This is a genomic window from Lentzea californiensis (assembly GCF_024648825.1).
GTDB classification, from domain to species: domain Bacteria; phylum Actinomycetota; class Actinomycetes; order Mycobacteriales; family Pseudonocardiaceae; genus Lentzea; species Lentzea californiensis.
Genome location: NZ_JANBBE010000003.1, coordinates 26,177 through 44,908, shown reverse-complemented (window position 1 = coordinate 44,908; position 18,732 = coordinate 26,177). Strand labels below are relative to the sequence as shown.

General features: G+C 70.5%; 10 protein-coding genes, 2 tRNA genes and 1 pseudogene. 9 read left to right on the top strand and 4 right to left on the bottom strand.

The window, feature by feature from the left end; all coding sequences use genetic code 11:
• Nucleotides 1-13: 13 nt before the first annotated feature.
• A pseudogene (locus LX88_RS14465) lies at nt 14-589 on the top strand (aminoglycoside 3'-phosphotransferase); the annotation flags it as partial.
• On the opposite strand, the gene LX88_RS14460 reads toward LX88_RS14465, so the two are convergent.
• Complete coding sequence (locus LX88_RS14460) at nt 586-1,326, bottom strand: DUF1684 domain-containing protein (protein ID WP_258948288.1); 741 nt, start codon at nt 1,324-1,326, stop codon at nt 586-588. The pseudogene LX88_RS14465 and the gene LX88_RS14460 overlap by 4 nt on opposite strands.
• Nucleotides 1,323-2,297 (bottom strand): ArsR/SmtB family transcription factor, encoded by a 975-nt coding sequence (locus LX88_RS14455; RefSeq protein WP_258948287.1) that lies wholly within the window; start codon nt 2,295-2,297, stop codon nt 1,323-1,325. Before LX88_RS14455 ends, LX88_RS14460 begins: the two co-directional genes overlap by 4 nt.
• A gap of 58 nt (nt 2,298-2,355) precedes the next feature.
• Here LX88_RS14455 and LX88_RS44580 point away from each other — a divergent pair, with 58 nt between their 5' ends.
• Nucleotides 2,356-3,096: an inositol monophosphatase family protein gene (locus tag LX88_RS44580; protein WP_372511327.1), complete on the top strand. Its 741-nt coding sequence runs from the start codon at nt 2,356-2,358 to the stop codon at nt 3,094-3,096.
• Here LX88_RS44580 and LX88_RS14445 read toward each other — a convergent pair.
• A tRNA-Ile gene (locus LX88_RS14445) sits at nt 3,053-3,124 on the bottom strand. The two genes, LX88_RS44580 and LX88_RS14445, sit on opposite strands and share 44 nt — an antisense overlap.
• An 80-nt stretch (nt 3,125-3,204) precedes the next feature.
• Nucleotides 3,205-3,277: transfer RNA gene (locus tag LX88_RS14440), tRNA-Gln, on the bottom strand.
• 299 nt (nt 3,278-3,576) lie between these two features.
• On the opposite strand from LX88_RS14440, the gene LX88_RS14435 reads away from it, so the two are divergent.
• From LX88_RS14435 to LX88_RS14405, 7 genes are all read left to right on the top strand, one after another.
• The gene (locus LX88_RS14435; RefSeq protein ID WP_258948285.1) at nt 3,577-5,118 is read left to right on the top strand and encodes a glycoside hydrolase family 13 protein; all 1,542 of its coding nucleotides are present in this window, start codon (nt 3,577-3,579) and stop codon (nt 5,116-5,118) included.
• Nucleotides 5,119-5,296: 178 nt separating this feature from the next.
• The gene (locus LX88_RS14430; protein WP_258948284.1) at nt 5,297-8,812 is read left to right on the top strand and encodes a WGR and DUF4132 domain-containing protein; all 3,516 of its coding nucleotides are present in this window, start codon (nt 5,297-5,299) and stop codon (nt 8,810-8,812) included.
• Between the two features lie 116 nt (nt 8,813-8,928).
• Complete coding sequence (locus LX88_RS14425) at nt 8,929-12,504, top strand: WGR and DUF4132 domain-containing protein (RefSeq protein WP_258948283.1); 3,576 nt, start codon at nt 8,929-8,931, stop codon at nt 12,502-12,504.
• Nucleotides 12,501-13,571, top strand: a complete 1,071-nt coding sequence (locus LX88_RS14420) for an ATP-binding protein (protein ID WP_258948282.1) — start codon at nt 12,501-12,503, stop codon at nt 13,569-13,571. The genes LX88_RS14425 and LX88_RS14420 overlap by 4 nt, the downstream gene beginning before the upstream one ends.
• Entirely contained in the window at nt 13,571-15,772 is a 2,202-nt protein-coding gene (locus tag LX88_RS14415; protein ID WP_258948281.1) for a DUF5682 family protein, read from the top strand. Before LX88_RS14420 ends, LX88_RS14415 begins: the two co-directional genes overlap by 1 nt.
• The gene (locus LX88_RS14410; protein ID WP_258948280.1) at nt 15,769-16,872 is read left to right on the top strand and encodes a VWA domain-containing protein; all 1,104 of its coding nucleotides are present in this window, start codon (nt 15,769-15,771) and stop codon (nt 16,870-16,872) included. The genes LX88_RS14415 and LX88_RS14410 overlap by 4 nt, the downstream gene beginning before the upstream one ends.
• Nucleotides 16,869-18,674 carry a YehQ family protein gene (locus tag LX88_RS14405; RefSeq protein ID WP_258948279.1) on the top strand — a complete coding sequence of 602 codons (1,806 nt, stop codon included), beginning with the start codon at nt 16,869-16,871 and terminating at the stop codon, nt 18,672-18,674. The genes LX88_RS14410 and LX88_RS14405 overlap by 4 nt, the downstream gene beginning before the upstream one ends.
• The last annotated feature ends 58 nt before the right edge of the window (nt 18,675-18,732 follow it).

The window sequence follows — 18,732 nt, the reverse complement described above, 5'->3', positions numbered from 1 at the left end:
AGGACGCTGTCCAGAGGAGCGCGACCGGTTGCTGTGGCTGGGCGAGCACTTCGAGGTGCCGGAGATCCGGGCGTTCGCCGAGGACTGGCTGGTGCTGGCCGATGTCGGCGCGCCGTCGCTGGCCTACGCCGACTCCGTGCTCGCGGCGACCGTGATGGGCACGCTGCTGCGGTCGTTGCACTCGTTGCCGGTGGCCTCGTGCCCTTACGACGCGACGATCCCCGTTGTGCTGGAAAGGGCCCGGCACAACGTCGAGGCGGGCCTGGTGGACCCGGACGACTTCGACGACGACAACCTCGGTGTCCCACCCGAGGAGTTGCTGGCACGGCTGGTCGCCACCGCCCCCACCACCGAGGACCTCGTGGTGGCACACGGGGACTTCTGCCCGCCGAACGTGTTGCTGCGGCCGGACGGCTCGACCGTGCTGATCGACGTGGCGCGGCTGGGCGTGTCCGACCGGCACCGCGACATCGCGCTGGCCCACCGGGAACTGGGCGAAGAGGCCGTAGCCACGTTCGACCGCGCCTACGGCCTCACCCCCCGCCCGGAGATGCTCGCCTGGTACCGCTTGCTGGACGAGTTCTTCTAACCCCGCTCGTAGGGCGTCTTCTCCCCCGCCTCGACGCCGAACGCCAGGTGGTTGCCCGGGGGCGGCAGCGGGCAGGTGGCGAAGTCGGTGAACGCGCACGGCAGGTTCGTGGCCCGGTTGAAGTCGAGCACGACCTTGCCGTCGTGCGGGGTGGCGGCGAGTTGCCGGTTGGCCGCGTAGGTGGTGACACCGCTGGTCTCGTCGGTGAACAGGATGCTCAGCCCGCCGTTGTGGCCGTTGAACGCCGTCAGCGTGTGCTCGGTGCCGTTGTAGCTGAACCGCACACGGCCCGGTGCCTCGTACACGTGGCTAAGGCCTTCGACCACCGCACCGACGGTAGTGGGGACGGGCGCGTCGAACGGCTCGTACTCGCCTTCGAGCACCCACGTCTCCCGCGGGTCGTACGACGGCACACCCTTGAAGTCGCGCAGCACCGGGGCTTTCGGGTCGTGCACGCGGATCAGGTATCCGCCGCGCCGCGCGATCTCGATCTCCACGTCGCCTGCCGCGACCCGTGTGCCGGCGCCGCTCTGGACGAGGTCGAACCGCTGCGTTTCTCCCTCGTTGCGCCAGTACGCCGCGTCGTCGTCTTGCCACCACTCGCCCGGTAGGCCGTCATAGGTGCGTGGGCTGGTCTCCAGCCAGTCGAGTGAGACGAGCGCCAGCCACCCGTACGAGTCCGCCAGCGTCGTCTCCCGCTCCGTCTTCCAGGTCTGCCAGTCCTCCGCGAAGCTCATGTCCTTGCGAACGCCGGATTCACAACGGAGCTTCCCTGTTCCAGAGAATGGGAAACGAGGGCTTCGCCGAGGTCGGTGCGGGCGTAGACGACGCTGCGGCCGTGCCGTTGCGAGGCCAGCAGCCCGGCGTCGCGCAACGCCCGCAGGTGCTGGTTCACCGCCGAGGTCGTGACGCCCGTGAGGCGCGCGATGTCCGTGGACGAACACGGCTGCGCCAGTTCGGCCAGCAGGTCCGCCCGCACCTGGCCGAGGACGCCGGCGAGTGCGGCGGGCCCACGGCTGCGCCCCTTCTCCCACACCGTGCCGGCGCCACGGGCGGAATAGATCAGCAACGGCGGTGCGCCGGCGTCGACGGGCACCGCCGTGCGCCGCGCGAACACGCTGGGAACCAGCGTCAACCCCTGTCCCCCGGCCTCCACCCGCCGCGGCTGCGCGCCAGCGATCCGCACCTGGACCACCGGAGCAGCGAAGGCGATCCGGTCGGAGATCCCCGAGAGCATCGCCCCAAGCCCGTGCTGGGCCATGTCGCGGCCGCGGTGCGCGATGTCGGCTTCGAGCACCGCGCGCATCCGGTCCCACCGCGGCGCCAAAGCCGTGTGCCAGTAGTGCTCCAGCGCGTCGAGCACCCGGCCGCGGTCGCGCAACGCGTCCGGGACGTCCCCGAAGAGCGTGCGGTAGTGACGCCGCATGGTGCGGACGGGGATCTCGCGCAACGCCGCGAACTCGGCCTCGATCCGCGTGAACGGCGTCAGCGGGCGAGGGCTCAGGAAGTCCGGCGTCCAGCCTCGGGCGGTGGACAGCGCCAGGAGGACGTCGGCGTCGACGCCACGGATGCCGCGCACCCACGGCAGGTGCAGCGGGTACTTCGCCGGGTCCTTCAGCACCCGCAGGCTGAGTGTCAGCTCGCTGAGCGGTGAGACGGCGAACCGCACGTCCACCAGGTCGGACTCGCCGAGCACGAACTCGATCATGTAGCAGAACGCTACATCTGTTACGCCTCAGTCGGCAGCCTCGTCAGGCTTCGCGGTCATGTGGACCGACATGCGGCTGGCGTTGCGGATCGCCGGCCGGGCAGCACAGGTGGCGGAACAGGCGTTCCGGGCGGGGGACCCGGACGTGCGGCTCAAGGAGGACGGCAGCGAGGTCACCCCGGCCGATCTCCAGGTCGAGGACCTGGTGCGCCGGTTGCTCGCCGAAGCGGTGCCCGAGGACGGCGTCGTGGGAGAGGAACGGCCCGAGCGCGCGGGAACGTCCGGCCGGCGGTGGCTGGTCGACCCGATCAGCGGCACCGCCGACTTCGTGGCCGGGCGGCCGACGTACTCGGTGGACCTGGCTCTGGAGAACGCGCTGGCCGTGTCCGCGATGCCGTCGCTGGGCATCACCATGGCGGCGGGACGGGGCATCGGCTGCCGGGTCTTCCGCGGCGAGCAGGAGGAAGTAGCCCGCGTGTCATCACGGGACACTGTCGACGGCGCGCGGGTGTGCTTGCACGGCAGGAGGAAGCCGACGCTGGAGCGGTGCGTCGTCGTGGACGGCTCCACGTCGGTGCTGGATCTCATCACGGGCCGGGTGGACGCGGTGATCGCGGCGGGCGCGGGCCTGGACCGGTTCGACCTGGCGTGCCTGCCGGTGCTCGTGGAGGAGGCGGGCGGCCGCGTGACGGTGGCCGAGGAGGACGTCGTGCTGGCCACCAACGGTGTCCTGCACGACGCCTTCCTCGCTCTCCTGGTCGCGCGTCCTGGTGTCGAACCAGGCACCCCAGGCTTATGAGGCCTGGGTGATCGCCGGATCCCGCGCGCTGGAGTGACCGACCGGACTCGCACCGGCTTCGACCAGGACCACAACCTGGTGCCTCGACTGCTTCGGCTTCGGTCACGGCTGCCCGTCGAGGACTCGAACCTCGATCTCCGCGTTCAGAGCGCGGTGTCCGTGCCAATTGGACCAACGGGCATCAAAAAAGCCGCCTCGTCGCTGAGTGCGACGGGACGGCTCCCCGGAGACATGAGTCAGCTCATGCCGAGGAGCACCAGAAGTGCTGATGGCGCATGGGTTGCATCACGGCTGGCTCCTTCATCCGGTTCGTCGAGATCCACTCTGACGGATGGCGTGGCGCGCTTGCAACGCATTATCCGAGCTTGCAAAAGTTTGCAGAACTGGAGGCTCTTCTCCACCAATCCTCAAGCCGACTTGCGGAAAACTTTTGCAACGTCTTTCCTGGACCGCTGACACACCCCATCGGAAGGCAGGGACATGTCCCACGACTGGTGGCGCCACGCCGTCATCTACCAGGTCTACGTGCGCAGCTTCGCCGACTCGGACGGCGACGGTGTCGGCGACCTGCCCGGTATCCGCTCGCGCCTGCCCTACCTGCGCGACCTAGGAGTCGACGCGGTCTGGATCACGCCGTTCTACTCGTCGCCGATGGCGGACGGCGGCTACGACGTCGCGGACTACCGCGCGGTCGACCCGCAGTTCGGCGGGCTCGACGACGTGCGCGCGTTGGTGGACGACGCGCACACGCTCGGCATCCGGGTGATCGTCGACATCGTGCCGAACCACACCTCCGACCAGCACGCTTGGTTCCAGGAGGCGCTGGCCGGAAGTGGCCGTGAGCGCTACATGTTCCGCGAGGGCGTCGGGGACCAGCCGCCTAACGACTGGGAGTCGGTCTTCGGCGGTCCCGCGTGGACGCGGGTGGCCGACGGGTCCTGGTACCTGCACCTGTTCGCGCCGGAGCAGCCGGACCTGAACTGGGAACTGCCCGAGGTGCGCGCGGAGTTCCTCGACGTGCTGCGGTTCTGGCTCGACCTGGGCGTCGACGGGTTCCGGGTGGACGTGGCACACGGGATGATCAAGGCGCCGGGGCTGCCCGACATCGGCCACACCGACCAGCTCAAGCTGCTGGGCACGGAGTCGTTGCCGTTCTTCGACCAGGACGGCGTGCACGAGATCCACCGCGAGTGGCGTGCGGTCGTGGACTCGTACCCAGGCGAGCGGGTGCTCGTCGCGGAGGCGTGGACGCCCTCGGCCGAGCGGACGGCGATGTACCTGCGTCCCGACGAGATGCACCAGGCCTTCAACTTCCACTACCTCTCCGCCGACTGGACCTACGACGCGGTGCGGTCGGTCATCGACTCGTCACTGGCCGCCGTCGAACCCGTTGGGGCGCCCACCACTTGGGTGTTGTCGAACCATGACGTGCAACGGCACGTGACGCGGTACGGCGGCGGTGAGACCGGTCTGCGCCGTGCGCGCGCTGCGTTGGCGTTGATGCTGGCGTTGCCGGGATCGGTGTACTTGTACCAGGGCGAGGAGCTCGGGCTGCCCGAGGTGCTGGACCTGCCGGACGAGGTGCTGCAGGACCCGATGTGGGAGCGGTCGGATCACACCGAACGCGGTCGCGACGGGTGCCGCGTCCCGTTGCCGTGGGCGGCTTCCGGGCCGTCGCTCGGCTTCGGCACCGGCGGGTCGTGGCTGCCGCAGCCCGCCGACTGGGCGAAGCTCAGCGTGGAGGCCCAGGCGGGCGACCAGGACTCGATGCTGTCCTTCTACCGCAACGCCTTGCGCGTGCGCCGCGAGAACCCGGCACTGGGTGCCGGCCTCACCTGGGTCGACGGCCCGGCCGGCGTGCTGTGGTTCGAACGGGACGGCGTCGCGTGCGCGGTGAACCTGTCCGGAGCCGTCGTGGAACTGCCGGACCCGGGCTCGGTCCTGCTGGCCTCGTCGTACTACGGGGTGCGCGACGGGCTGCTGCTCCTCCCGCCGGACACCGCGCTGTGGTGGAAGCTCTGACCAGCTGTTCCACTTGATCGACAAAATTGTCAGACCCCCTGAGTACGTTCCGTGGACATCGGTTCCGGATCGGACTCAGGGGGTTTTTCGGTGTACGGGAACGGTTGATCGACCACCAGCGTCAGACCGGCTCGGCACGACCGACGCCGGCAACTCCGATCGAAAGCAGGGACAGTCAGTGCGCAGGTGGGAGCTCGTCTCGGGCAGCGCGGCGAAGTTCTGGGAGGTCGAACGGAACGGTGCCTCGGTCACCGTCCGGTTCGGACGGCTGGACACGCACGGCCAAACCCAGACCAAGGAGCTCGCCTCCGTGGAGGCGGCAGAGGCCCACGTGGCGAAGCTGGTGGCGGAGAAGGAGAAGAAGGGCTACCGCGCGACCGCGGCCCTGGCTGCCGGCACCACTCCGGTTCCCACGGAACCCGCTTCCGCACCGATCGCTGCTTCCAGCTCACCCACTCAGACCGTCACCGCCGCCCCTCCTCCGGCCCCCGTCGACGAGGACACCTGGGTCATGCCCAAGGTGTGGCTGCGTGACGTGGTGCGGCAGCGCGGCTTCCACCCCGCCCCGGAGTTCTCCGTCGACACCGCTCTGGCCGAGCAGGCCAGGCAGCGGATCGGCGAGCAGGGGGCCACGATCGAGCGGGTCCTGTCCGAACCGGCGTCCGACCTCGATCTCGTGCGGGCGGCGCGCGAACACCTCGCCGGGCGGCCGAACCCGGCGGGCGCGGCGGCGATCGCGGCCATCCTGACCAGCGGCGAGCAGTCCGTGCACGCCTGGATCGCCGACCACGGCCTGGTGTTCGCGACGGAGGCCACCGCCGAGTTCATGCGGGTGTTCTGCAGCCGGGAGTGGCTGTCGCACCAGAGCGCCTACGGCAACGAACGCCTGGCATCGCGCGGCGGGTTCGTCCACATCACCATCGGCAGCGCCGAATGCAAGATGCTCATCGCGGTCCGGTACGCGCTCGCGATCGCGCAGGACGCCGAGCGCAGCGCCGCGGAAGCCGTGCTGAGCAGGCTGGGCGAGATCGACGAGCCCAACTCGAAGCTGGTGCGTTCGTTCCTGATGCCGGGCAGGCCAGACTGGTTCCAGGAGGCGTGCCAGACGCCGCACACGGGCACCCGCTGGTGGCTCCTGCACTGCAGTGCAAGCACGTACGAGGAGTTCGAGGCCGCGCCGTCCTCGGTGGCCAACCACTCGGTCGTCCTGCACACGGCGCTGTACGTGCTGGGTCCGGCGATCGCGCCGCTGCTCGCGCAGTCTCTCGACCACCAGTACCAGCGCGCGGACACCCGCAAGCAGGTGCTGAAGACCCTCTCCACGCTGCCCACCGACGAGGCGTTCGCCCTGCTGCTCGACCGGATCGACACCAAGTACGTGCGTCCGACGGTGCTGTCCATGATGGCGGCGTTCCCGGCCAGGGCGGCTCGGCTGCTCGGAGAACGCTCCGCCGGCAACGAAGAGTTCCGCCGGTTGCTCAGCGTGCACCTGAAGACGTACCCGCACCTGGAAGCACCTGAGGGGTTCGTCGAGGTCGAGACGGCGGCACTGCCGGAGGCACCCGCGGAGGCGTTGCCGCCGGTGCTGGCCTCGCCCCCGTGGCTGAACCGGAAGCCTCCGGTGAAGCCGGCGGTGGTGCCGGACCTCCCGGTGCCCAGCGCGTCGATCACGTGGCAGCCCGGTGAGCGGGAGGCGTGGCTGAAGGACGGCCACTGGGACACCAACCCCTACAAGACCTGGCAGCACTGGCTGGCGGAGTACGAGGCGGGCCGCATCGGGTACCGCATGGCCGACCTGCTCATCGGGGCGCCCGAGGACGAGGTCCGGCACCTCCTCGCGGACTGGCAGCCGCGCCTGGGCTGGAGCGCGGAATCGGCCGGCAAGCGGCTGGCCGCGAAGTTCGGCTTCGACGCCCTGCCCGCCCTGCTGCGCATCGCGGAGATCAACTCGTCGACTGCGGTCATCCTGCTGCCGTTCGCGACGCCCGAGGTGGCCGCGCTGATGGCGGACTGGCTGGTGCGGCTCAAGCAGGTGCGCAAGACCGCGCTGAGCTGGCTAGCCCGGCACCGCGAACAGGCCGCGCGCTTCCTGGTTCCCGCCGCCCTGGGCAAGCCCGGTGCCGAGCGGCGCAACGCCGAGACGGCGATCCGCCACCTGCACGGACTCGGTGTGGACGTGGTGGCGCTCGCGCCGAGCCCTGCCGCGGCCGCCGCCCTGGAGTCCTTCCTGGCCGTCGACCCGGTCGACGTGCTGCCCGCCAAGCTGCCCGTGCTCGGCGAGTGGGCGGACACCCGCCTGCTGCCCCAGGTCCTGCTGCGCGACCGCAGGCAGGCCCTGTCCGCCGAAGCCGCGCGTCATCTGCTGATGACCGCCGCGCTGTCCAAGCCGGGCGACGTCTACGCGGGCCTGCCGATCGCCCGCGAGGCGCTCGACGAGGACTCGCTGGCGGAGTTCGCGTGGGCCGTCTTCCAACGCTGGCAGGAGGTCGGCGCGCCGTCGAAGGAAGGCTGGGCGCTGACCGCGCTCGGCTGGTTCGGCAACGACTCGACGGTGCGCGCCCTGTCGCCGTTGATCCGCGTCTGGCCGGGCGAGAGCCAGCACACCAGGGCGGTCACGGGTCTCGACGTGCTCGCCGACATCGGCACCGAGGTCGCGCTGTCGCACCTGAACAGCATCGCCGAGAAGGTGAAGTTCAAGGGCCTCAAGACGAAGGCGCAGGAGAAGGTCTCCCAGATCGCCGACGAACTGGGCCTGTCCCGCGACCAGCTGGCAGACCGCCTCGTGCCGCGCCTGGGCCTCGACGACGCGGCGACCCTGGTGATCGACTACGGCCCGCGCCAGTTCACCGTGGGCTTCGACGAACAGCTCAAGCCGTTCGTGCTGGACCCGGACGGCAAGCGCCGCAAGGACCTCCCGAAGCCCGGCGCGAAGGACGACCAGGACCAGGCCCCGCTGGAGCACAAGCGGTTCGCGGCACTGAAGAAGGACGTCCGCGCCGTCGCGTCCGACCAGATCCACCGCCTCGAACGCGCGATGGTCGACCAGCGCACCTGGACCGCCGAGGAGTTCCACACCGTCCTGGCGGGCCACCCGCTGCTGTGGCACATCGTCCGCCGCCTGGTGTGGATCACCGCCGACGGCCAGTCCTTCCGCCTGGCCGAGGACCGCACTCTCGCCGACTCCGGTGACGACGAGTTCACGCTCCCCGAGGCCGCCACCGTCCGCGTGGCCCACCCGGTCGACCTCCGGCCGGAACTGGAGGCGTGGGGCGAGGTCTTCGCCGACTACGAGATCCTCCAGCCGTTCCCGCAGTTGGGCCGCCCGCTGCACCTGGTGCCCGCGGGCGAGGACCTCCTGCCCCACCTCGGGAAGTACTGCAACGTGGACCTCCCGGTGGGCAAGATCCTCAGCCTCACCAAGAAGGGCTGGAACCGCGGCGAACCCCAGGACGGCGGCGTGGAGTGCTGGATCACCCGGCCGCTGCCCTCCGGTGGCGCCCTGGTCGCGTCGCTGGACCCCGGCATCGCGGTGGGCGCGATCGACATATTCCCCGAGGTCAAGTTCACCGAGGTGTGGTTCTCCGCCGACGGGTACGGCTACTGGTCCCCCCACCGCAACGCGGCGAGCACCTTGACCACCGACGCCATCACGGCCTCGGAAGTGCTGTCCGAACTGGAGTCACTGCAGTCGTGAGCCCCGCGCTCAGGGGGTCTGATCAGCTCTTCGCACCGACCGTGAAGAATTGTCAGACCCCCTGGGTAACGTCCATGCACATCAACTCCTTTTGCGTGTCCCCAGGAGGTACGGCAGTGCGCAGGTGGGAACTCGTCGCGGACGGCTCCGCGAAGTTCTGGGAGATCGGGCAGGACGGCGCGACGGTCACCGTCCGGTTCGGACGGCTGGGCGCCGCCGGCCAGACCCAGACCAAGGAGCTGGCCTCCGCCGATGCAGCCGCCGCGCACATCGCGAAACTGGTGGCCGAAAAGGAGAAGAAGGGCTACAGACCCGAAGCCGCCTCCGGGGTCCAGCAGCCCACGACCGGCCAGCCCGCCGCCACACCCGCCGCCGCCGAGCCCGCCACCGCTGCACCTGCCGCGGCCGGGCAACCCGCCACCGGCGCAGCTGGCACCTCCCGCACGCAGCCCGCCGCCGAGCCCACGCCCCCCATCGACGAAGACGCCTGGGTCATGCCCAGGGCGTGGCTGCGCGACGCGGTGCGGCAGCGCGGGTTTCCCCCGGCGCCAGAGTTCACGGTCGATCCGGCGAAGGCCGAGCAGGCGCGGCAGCTGATCGCGGAGCAGGCGGAGACGATCGAGGAGGCCTTCTCGGCCAAGGGCTCGGAGGCCGAGCTGGTCAGCGCGGCGCACGAGTACCTGGCCGGGCAGCCGAATCCCGTCGGGGCGGCGGCGATCGCGGCCATCACGAAGGCGAGCGTGCCCGCCGTGCACGCCTGGATCGCCGACCACGGCCTCGCCTTCGCCACCACCGCGGTCGTCCAGCTCGCGAGCCTCGCGTACTGCGACCTGCGGAACCAGCACGGCAGGTGGACCGGGATCGGCCTGCGGTACCGCACCGGCAACTTCCACACGACGATCGGCGAACCGGAAGGTCTGATGCTCACCGCCGTCCGGTACGCGATCGCCGTCGCGGCCCCCGAGGAGCGCGCGGCCGCCGAGAGCGCGCTGGAGGAGTTCGGCGAGTCGGAGACCGGGCAGGAACTCCGCTGCTACCTGATCCCCGAGCGGGCGGACTGGTTCACCGAGGTTCGCAAGTACCGGTACACGCGGAGCCGCTGGTGGATGCTGACGAGCAGCGCCCGCAGCCTCGAGGACTTCAGGGCCATCGACGAATCGCTCACGACATCGGCGTTCGTGCTTTACACGGCGGTGTACGTGCTGGGGCCGGCCGTCGCGCCGTTGCTCGCGAAGGAGCTCGACTCCGACAGCTACCACCAGCGGACGGGAGGCCGCAAACAGGCGTTGACCGTGCTCGCGGCTCTGCCGACCGACGAGGCGTTCACGATCCTGCTCGACCGGCTGGACGGGAAGAACGTGCTGCCCGCCGCGGTGTCCGCGATGAGGGCGTTCCCCGTGAGGGCGGCGCGGCTGCTGGCCGAGCGCGCGTCGTCGGATGAGGCCGTGCGCCGGCTGCTGAACGTCCACCTGCGGAGCAACCCGCACCTGACCGTGCCAGGTGAGGTCGCCGCGCTGCTCGCCGAGTCCGCCGAGGCGATCGTGCCGGAGGGGAGCGCGGACCAGCTGCCACCGCTGCTGGCCTCGCCGTCGTGGCTGCACCGCCGCAAGCCGGTGAAGCCCGTGGTGCTGGAGAACCTTCCGCTGCAGGAGCCGGCGGTGAGCTGGCTGCCCGGCGAGCAAGCCGAGTGGCTGGCGTCCGGCTCTTCATGGCTGCAGGACCAACGTGACTGGCGCAAGTTGCTCAAGGAGTACCTGGCCGGCGTCTTCGACTACTACGACAACGACCTGTTCCTCCTCGCGCCCGACGACGAGGTGCGGCACCTGCTCGCGGACTGGACGCCGAACTACAGCTGGGGCGTCGAGGAGTGGGGCAAGAACCTGGCCGCCCGGTTCGGGGTCGACGCCGCACCGCCGCTGCTCCGGCACGTCCAGTCCGCTCCCGCGGCGACCGGGACGCTGCTGATGCCGTTCGCGACGGCCGAGGTGGCCACGCAGATGGCCGACTGGTTCGCCCGGACCAAGTCCGCCCGGCGCTGGGGCCTCGAGTGGCTGGCCCGCCACCGCGAGCAGGCCGCCCGTCTGCTCATCCCGGCGGCCGCCGGGAAGGCCGGTGTCCCCCGCCGCAACGCCGAGGCAGCGCTGCGGCACCTGAACAACAACCTCGGTGTCGACGTGGCCGCGATCGCCGGGGAGTGCGGTGCCGAGGCCGCGATCGGCGTCGTGCTGTCGGTCGACCCGGTCGACGTGCTGCCCGCGAAGCTGCCGGCGATCGGCGAGTGGGCGGACACGCGCCTGCTGCCGCAGGTCCTGCTGGCGGATCGCCGGCACGCGCTGTCCGCGGAGGCCGCCGGTCATCTGCTGATGACGGCCGCGCTGTCCAAGCCCGGCGAGCTCTACGCGGGGCTGCCGATCGTCCGCGAAGCGCTCGACCGCGATTCGCTGGCGGCGTTCGCCTGGGCCGCGTTCCAGGCGTGGGAACAGGCAGGCGCTCCGCCGAAGGAGAGCTGGGCGCTGAGCGCGCTCGGCTGGTTCGGCGACGACTCGACGGTGCGCGCGCTGTCACCGTTGATCCGCAACTGGCCGGGCCAAAGCCAGCACGCACGTGCTGTCACGGGTCTCGACGTCCTCGCCGACATCGGCACCGAGGTGGCGCTGTCCCACCTCAACGGCATCGCCGAGAAGGTGTCGTTCAAGGGCCTCAAGTCCAAGGCCCAGGAGAAGGTCGCCCAGATCGCGGCCGAGCTCGGCCTGTCCCGCGACCAGCTGTCGGACCGGCTGGTCCCGCGCCTGGGTCTCGACGACGCCGCGACCCTGGTGGTCGACTACGGCCCGCGGCAGTTCACGGTCGGCTTCGACGAGCAGCTCAAGCCGTTCGTGCTGGACCCGGACGGCAAGCGCCGCAAGGATCTGCCGAAGCCCGGTGCGAAGGACGACCAGGAACAGGCGCCGCTGGAGCACAAGCGGTTCATGGCGTTGAAGAAGGACGTCCGCACCATCGCGTCGGATCAGATCCAGCGGCTCGAACGGGCCATGGTCAACCAGCGCACCTGGACCGCCGAGGAGTTCCACACGGTGCTGGCCGCCCATCCGCTGCTGTGGCACCTGGTCCGCCGGCTGGTGTGGATCACCGGTGAGGGTGCCTCCTTCCGCCTGGCCGAGGACCGCACGCTGGCCGACGCGAACGACGACGAGTTCACGCTGCCCGAGACCGCGGTCGTGCGCGTGGCGCACGCGGTCGACCTGCGGGACGCGGCGGCGGCGTGGGGTGAGGTCTTCGCCGACTACGAGATCCTCCAGCCGTTCCCGCAGCTGGGCCGCCCGGTCCACCTGGTGGCGTCCGGAGAGGACGTCCTCCCCCGGCTGAAGAAGTCCTGCGACACCCCGTACCCGATCGGGAAGATCCTCGGCCTCACCAAGAGGGGCTGGGTGCGCGGCGAGCCGCAGGACGCGGGCGTCGAGTGCTGGATCACCCGGCCGTTCCCGGGCGGCGGCGCGCTCGTCGCGGCGATGGACCCCGGCATCGCGGTGGGCGCCATGGACGTCTTCCCCGAGGTCGGTTTCAGCGACATGTGGTTCTCGCCCAGCGGTCACGGCACGTGGTCCGCGCCGCGGGACGCCCCGGCCACCTTCGCGATCGACCCGATCACCCTCTCCGAGATCCTCTCCGAACTGGAGTCCCTGCAGTCATGACCAGCACCCAGACGATGCAGCGTCCTCCCGCCGAGGTTCGCTACGCCGACGAGCTCGCGCGCCTGCGGGACGCCGACACCGCACCCAAGCCGCCGGGCTGGGCGCTGAGCCTCGACGCCGCGCGCAAGTTCGTGGTGGGCGACGAGAAGCGGGGCGTCGTCAAGAAGTTCGTGGGCGACCCGTCCCTGGTGGACCGGGCGCTGGTCACGCTCGCGACCAGCCGCGGCCTGATGCTCGTCGGTGAGCCGGGCACGGCGAAGTCGTTGCTGTCCGAGCTGATCGCGGCGGCGGTGTGCGGCGAGTCGACGCTGACGATCCAGGGCGGCGCGGCCACGACCGAGGACCAGATCAAGTACTCGTGGAACTACGCGCTGCTGGTCTCGGAGGGGCCGTCGGCGCGCTCGCTGGTGCCGGCGCCGATGTTGCGGGGCATGGCCGAGGGCAAGATCGTCCGGTTCGAGGAGATCACCCGCTGCCCGCTGGAGGTCCAGGACTGCATGCTGTCGATGCTGTCCGACCGCGTGATGGCGATCGGTGAGCTGAGCGGCCCGGACGGCATGGTGTTCGCGCAGGACGGGTTCAACGTGATCGCCACGGCGAACACGCGGGACAGGGGCGTCAACGAGATGAGCGCCGCGCTCAAGCGGCGGTTCAACTTCGAGACGGTGTTCCCGATCGCGGACTTCGACACCGAGCTCGCGCTGGTCGAGCAGGAGGCCGCGAAGCTGCTGGAACGCTCCGGTGTGGAGCTCGCGCCGAGGCGTGACGTGCTGGAGGTCCTGGTCCGCACGTTCCGCGATCTGCGCGAGGGCGGCGACAGGCTCACGACCGTGATGAGCACGGCCGAGGCGGTCTCGGTGGCGCACGCGGTCGGTCTGCGCGGCTGGTTCCTGCGCGGTGAGGTCGGTTCGGCCGCGGACGTCGTGGAGTGCCTGGCGGGCACGGCGGCGAAGGACAACGCGGAGGACCTGGCGCGGCTGCGGCGCTACCTGGAGCAGCACGCGTCGCGGCGCAAGGGCGCGCAGTGGCAGGAGCTGCACCGCGCCCGTCACCTGCTGCCCGGCTGATGGGGGCCGTGTTCGTCGGCGTCCGGCACCACAGTCCCGCCTGTGCCCGCATCGTCGCCGCCACCATCGAGCGGCAGCAGCCCGCGTACGTGCTCATCGAGGGTCCCGCCGACTTCAACGAGCGCATCGACGAGTTGCTGCTCGGGCACGAGCTGCCCGTCGCGTTGTTCAGCTACTCGGACCAGCACGCGTCGTGGTCGCCGTTCTGCGACTACTCGCCGGAGTGGGTGGCGGTCACCGAGGCCCGCCGGTGCGGTGCCGAGGTCAGGTTCATCGACCTGCCCGCGTGGCACGAGGCGTTCCGCGACGTCAGCAACAGGTACGCGGACGCGGAGCTGCGCTACACCGAGGTCGTCGAGCGGTTGTGCCGGGAGTTCTCGGTCGACAACGTCGACATGCTGTGGGACCACCTCTTCGAGTGCGAGACCGAGCCGAAGGGCATGGCCGAGTACTTCGACCTGCTGCGCGGCACGGCGACCGCGGACGAGGGCGACTCGGCGCGTGAGGAGTACATGGCGCGCTGGGTTCGGGCGGCGGTGCACGACGCGGGTGACAGGCCCGTCGTCGTGATCACCGGTGGTTTCCACACGGCCGCGCTCAAGGCACAGCTCGACGGCGGCACCGAGTGGCCCGAGGTGCCCGAACGCGAACGGGGCGCGAGCTATCTCGTGCCGTATTCGCACGCACGGCTGGACGCGTTCACCGGCTACCAGTCGGGGATGCCGTCGCCCGGCTACTACCAGCAGGTCTGGGAGACCGGGTCGCAGCGCGCGGCGGACTGGCTGGTCGAGTCGGTGGCGACAAGGCTGCGCCGCAGGCAGCAGCCCGTGTCGACGGCCGACCTCATCGCGGCGCGCACCCAGGCCGGCGCGCTCGCGCGGTTGCGCGGGCACGAGAACCTGGCGCGCACGGACGTGCTCGACGGGCTGACCAGCGCGTTGATCTCCGAGGACCTGACGCAGCCGCCGCCGTGGACGCGGCGCGGCACGCTGCAGCCCGGCGCGCACCCGGCGTTGGTCGAGATGATCGGGGCGTTGCGGGGCGGCAAGGTCGGCCGGTTGCACCCGAGCACTCCCGCGCCGCCGCTGGTCAACGCCGTGCAGGAGTTGCTGCGGACGCACGGGCTCGACCAGCAGGGCAAGGTCGCGCTCGACCTCACGAACCCGGAAGCGTTGGAGCGCAGCAGGATCCTGCACCGCCTGCGGGTGCTGCGGATCCCCGGCTTCGAGCGCACGAGCGGTCCGTCCGAGGGCGCGCAGCCCGAGCTGGACGAGCAGTGGACGCTACGGCCGGTCGAGCAACGGCTGGCCGCGTTGATCGAGGCCGCCGAGAACGGTGCCACGCTGGAGGAGGCGGCCGGGGTGGCGCTGGAACGCCGCTCCCGGCACGCGCAGCTCGAAGAGCTGGCCGCGATCCTGTTCGACGCGGTGCTGTGCGGGATCTCGGCGTTGTCCGGCAGGGTCAAGCAGACGCTCAACGAGGGCGTCCGGGACACGGGTGACCTGGCGGCACTGGGCAGTGTGCTGAGCGGTGTGCTCGGGCTGTGGCGCCACGACAGGTTGTTCGGCACGAAGAAGGACCCGTTGCTGGGCTCGGTGATCGACGTCGGCACGGCGCGGGTGCTGTGGCTGATCGAGGGTCTGCACGGCGGGCCCGCTCCGGCCGATCCGCACCGCCTCAAGGCGATGGCGGCGACGAGGGACGCGGTGCTGCACGCCAAGTCCGCGCTGTCGCTGGACGTCGCGGACGTCACCGGCGTCGCGACCAGGGTGAGCAACGACGTGCAGGCACCGCCGGACCTGCGCGGCGCGGCGCTAGGGCTCGCCTGGGCGCTCGGTTCCCAGCCGGACGTGCACAAGATCAGGAACGTCGAGGCGCTCGGCGACTGGCTCACCGGGCTGTTCGCGGTGGCGCGCGAAGAGGTGCTGGCGAGCCCGGACCTGGTCGGGGTGCTCGACGAACTGGTCAGCGCCATGGACGAGGACGAGTTCCTGGTGGCGTTGCCCGCGTTGCGGCTCGCCTTCAGCTACTTCCCGCCCAGGGAAAGGGAAACGATCGCGGCCACCGTGCTCGCCCATCGCGGTGTCGAGGGCAGCGTGAAGGGCGTCACCCGCCTCACGGCCGATCCGATCAGCGTGGCGGAGGCGATGGCGATCGAGAAGCGCGTGGACGCGTTGCTGGTGAAGGGCGGGCTGGCATGACGGACCTGGAACGCTGGCGGCTGATCCTCGGCGAGCCGGCGTCACGCTGCACCGGGGGCCTGCAGGGCGACGCGGCCCGCCGGGACACGGCGCTGGAGTGGCTCTACGGGCGTGATCCCGAGCTGGCCGAACGCGGTGTGCGCAAGGGCGGCAGCGAGGACTCGGTGCTGCAGACCGTCGACTGGCTGGACGAGGTGCACACCCTGTTCCCGCGGGAGACGATCGAACGACTGGAGCGCGACGCGGTCGAGCGCTACGAGATCACCGATATCGTCACGGATCCCGAAGTGCTGCAACGGATCGAGCCGAACCCGGCGTTGCTGCGCGCGGTGCTGCGGACCAAGCACCTGATGAACCCCGCCGTGCTCGCGATGGCCCGCAAGATCGTCGAGGCGGTCGTGAAACAGTTGATGGAGAAGCTGAAGACGGAGGTGCGCACGGCGTTCAGCGGCACGAAGTCCCGTAGGCCGAGCATCCACAAGAACTCGCGCAACTTCGACTTCCGCTCGACGATCAGGGCGAACCTCCAGCGCTACCAGCCCGACGAGCGCAAGCTCGCGATCGAGCACCCGAAGTTCGTCTCGCGCACCACACGGCACCTGGAGCAGTGGCAGGTGGTCCTGCTGGTGGACCAGTCGGGATCGATGACCAGCTCGGTGATCCACTCGGCCGTCACGGCGGCGTGCCTGTGGGGGCTGCCAGGGCTCAAGACGCACCTGGTCGCGTTCGACACGAACGTGGTCGACCTGACCTCGGACGTGACGGACCCGGTGGAGCTGCTGATGAAGGTGCAGCTCGGCGGCGGCACGGACATCGCCAAGGCCGTCGCGTACGGCGCCGAGCTCGTGGACAGCCCGCGCCGGTCGATCGTCGCGATCATCAGCGACTTCTACGAGGGCGGCAGCGAGGAGCGCCTGGTGCGCACGGTCAAGGGCCTGTGCGAGCAGGGCACCCACGTGCTGTGCCTGGCCGCGCTGGACGACGAAGCGAACCCGGACTACGACAGGGCTTTGGGCCAGCGCCTCGCGAACGTCGGCGCCCACGTGGGCGCGATGACCCCTGGCCAGCTGGCGGAGTTCGTTGCGGAGAAACTCAGGTGACCAGACCCGACCTGATGGCACTGACCCCGGACGCGCTCGCGGCGCTGGCCAACCGAGGTCTGGTGAAACGTGCCGTCAAGGAACTAGACGCGGGCGTTGTTCCTGCGCTTGACACCGATCCCACCGGCGCCGTCCAGGGCAAGTTCCCGGACGGCACCACGACCACCCTGCCGCCGGGCATCGCACTCGACGCCGCCGGCTGCAGCTGCGGGGCGGCGGGCGTCTGCCGGCACCGCATCGCGGTAGTCCTCGCCTACCAACGCACGCAGGAGGCGAGCGCACCCGCCGAACTCTGGTCGCCGGGCGTGGTGCCGGACGCGGACCTCGTGGCGTTGATGGGCGAACGAACGCTGCGCCGAGCCCGCAGGGCACACCAGGCCGGCTACCGCGCGAAGCTCCGCCGCCCGACCACGCAGGACCAGACGGCACAGGCGGAACTCCCCACCTGCACGGTCACGTTCCTGGTGCCCGGCGACCTGTCCTACGTCCACACGGACGCGGTCAACAAGGACGAGGCGACGGCGCTGGCGGTGTGGGCCTTCCGCGAGGCCGACGAACAGGGCACCGACACGGTCGACGTGGGCGGATCCCCCACCACGGCAACAGATCTGACCGCCGTCACCGATCTGCTGGACCAGTTGCTGCTGGACGGCGCCACGAACGCAAGCGAGGTGCTCGACGTGGCCTGGCAACGCCTGCACCGCGACCTGACGGCACAACGCCTGCACTGGCCGGCCGCCGTGATCACCGACCTGCTCGCCCAACTGACCGCGTACCGCGGCCGCAGCGCGGACTACGAGGGAGAACATTTCGCGGCCCTGCTGACAGAACTGCACGCCCGCACCACCGCCACCGGCCCACGCGCCGAAATCCTCGGCCCGGACGAGCCGGCGGAAACCCCGCTGAAACGCGTCCGCCTGACCGCGCTAGGCGCCCGCCAGCGCGCGGAGAACGCAGCCGACGTCTACTTGGCATCAGGCGACGTAGTACTGGTGCAGCGCAACACTCCCCTGCGCACCGTCCAACGGCTGGCGGCGTCGAACGTGGTGTCCGAGTCGGCAACCCGCAGCGCAAGCCGCGCGGTAGCGCTGAAAACCAGCCGAGTAGCCAAAACCTCGCTCACCCCCGTCGGCACGGCCTGGGACCACCTCCCACAGGCCCTGGTGATCGACGACTACGAAGCAGCCGCCGCACACCTGGCCGAACTACCGCCACGCCAGGTCCGCGCAAGGGTCGAGGCAGAACTGGTCCGCGCAGTCCGCGTCACCGAGGTGACCGACCTCGCCTACGACCCAGCCGCACAACGCCTAACCGCAACCCTCCACGGCCCCACCGGCACGACGTGCCGCCTGGAGGCGACACACCGAGCAGTAGCACCACAAGCCCTGGACGCACTGACAACGGCGTTACGCGCAAGCCCGACAACGATCACCGGCACAGTCCGCAGGCACCGCGGCACACTGGTAGTAGACCCGCTGGCCGTCCTGACCCCCACAGGCGTGACCGTCCCAGACCTGGCGACAGACACAACACCGCAACCTCTGTCACCAGGCACCACAGCCTCCGACCCGCTGAGCGCAACGGTCGACAGCGCCCTGACGGTGCTGGCCGAGGCGGCCCACCGAGGCCTGGACCACCTGACGGACAGCCTGCTGGCCCGAGTACGAGAGGTAGGCGCCCACCTGCACAACGCAGGCCTACGAACAGCAGCGACCCGCGTAACAGCGTTCGCCGACTCCCCAGCCCCCACCACCTGGCTAGCCGCACACCTGCGATTACTGGTGACAGCCGACGCCCGCTAACCGAGTCACTGGCCGCTGAAGCGCTGGTCAACGTCACTGGACAGCGGCCAAACTCCCG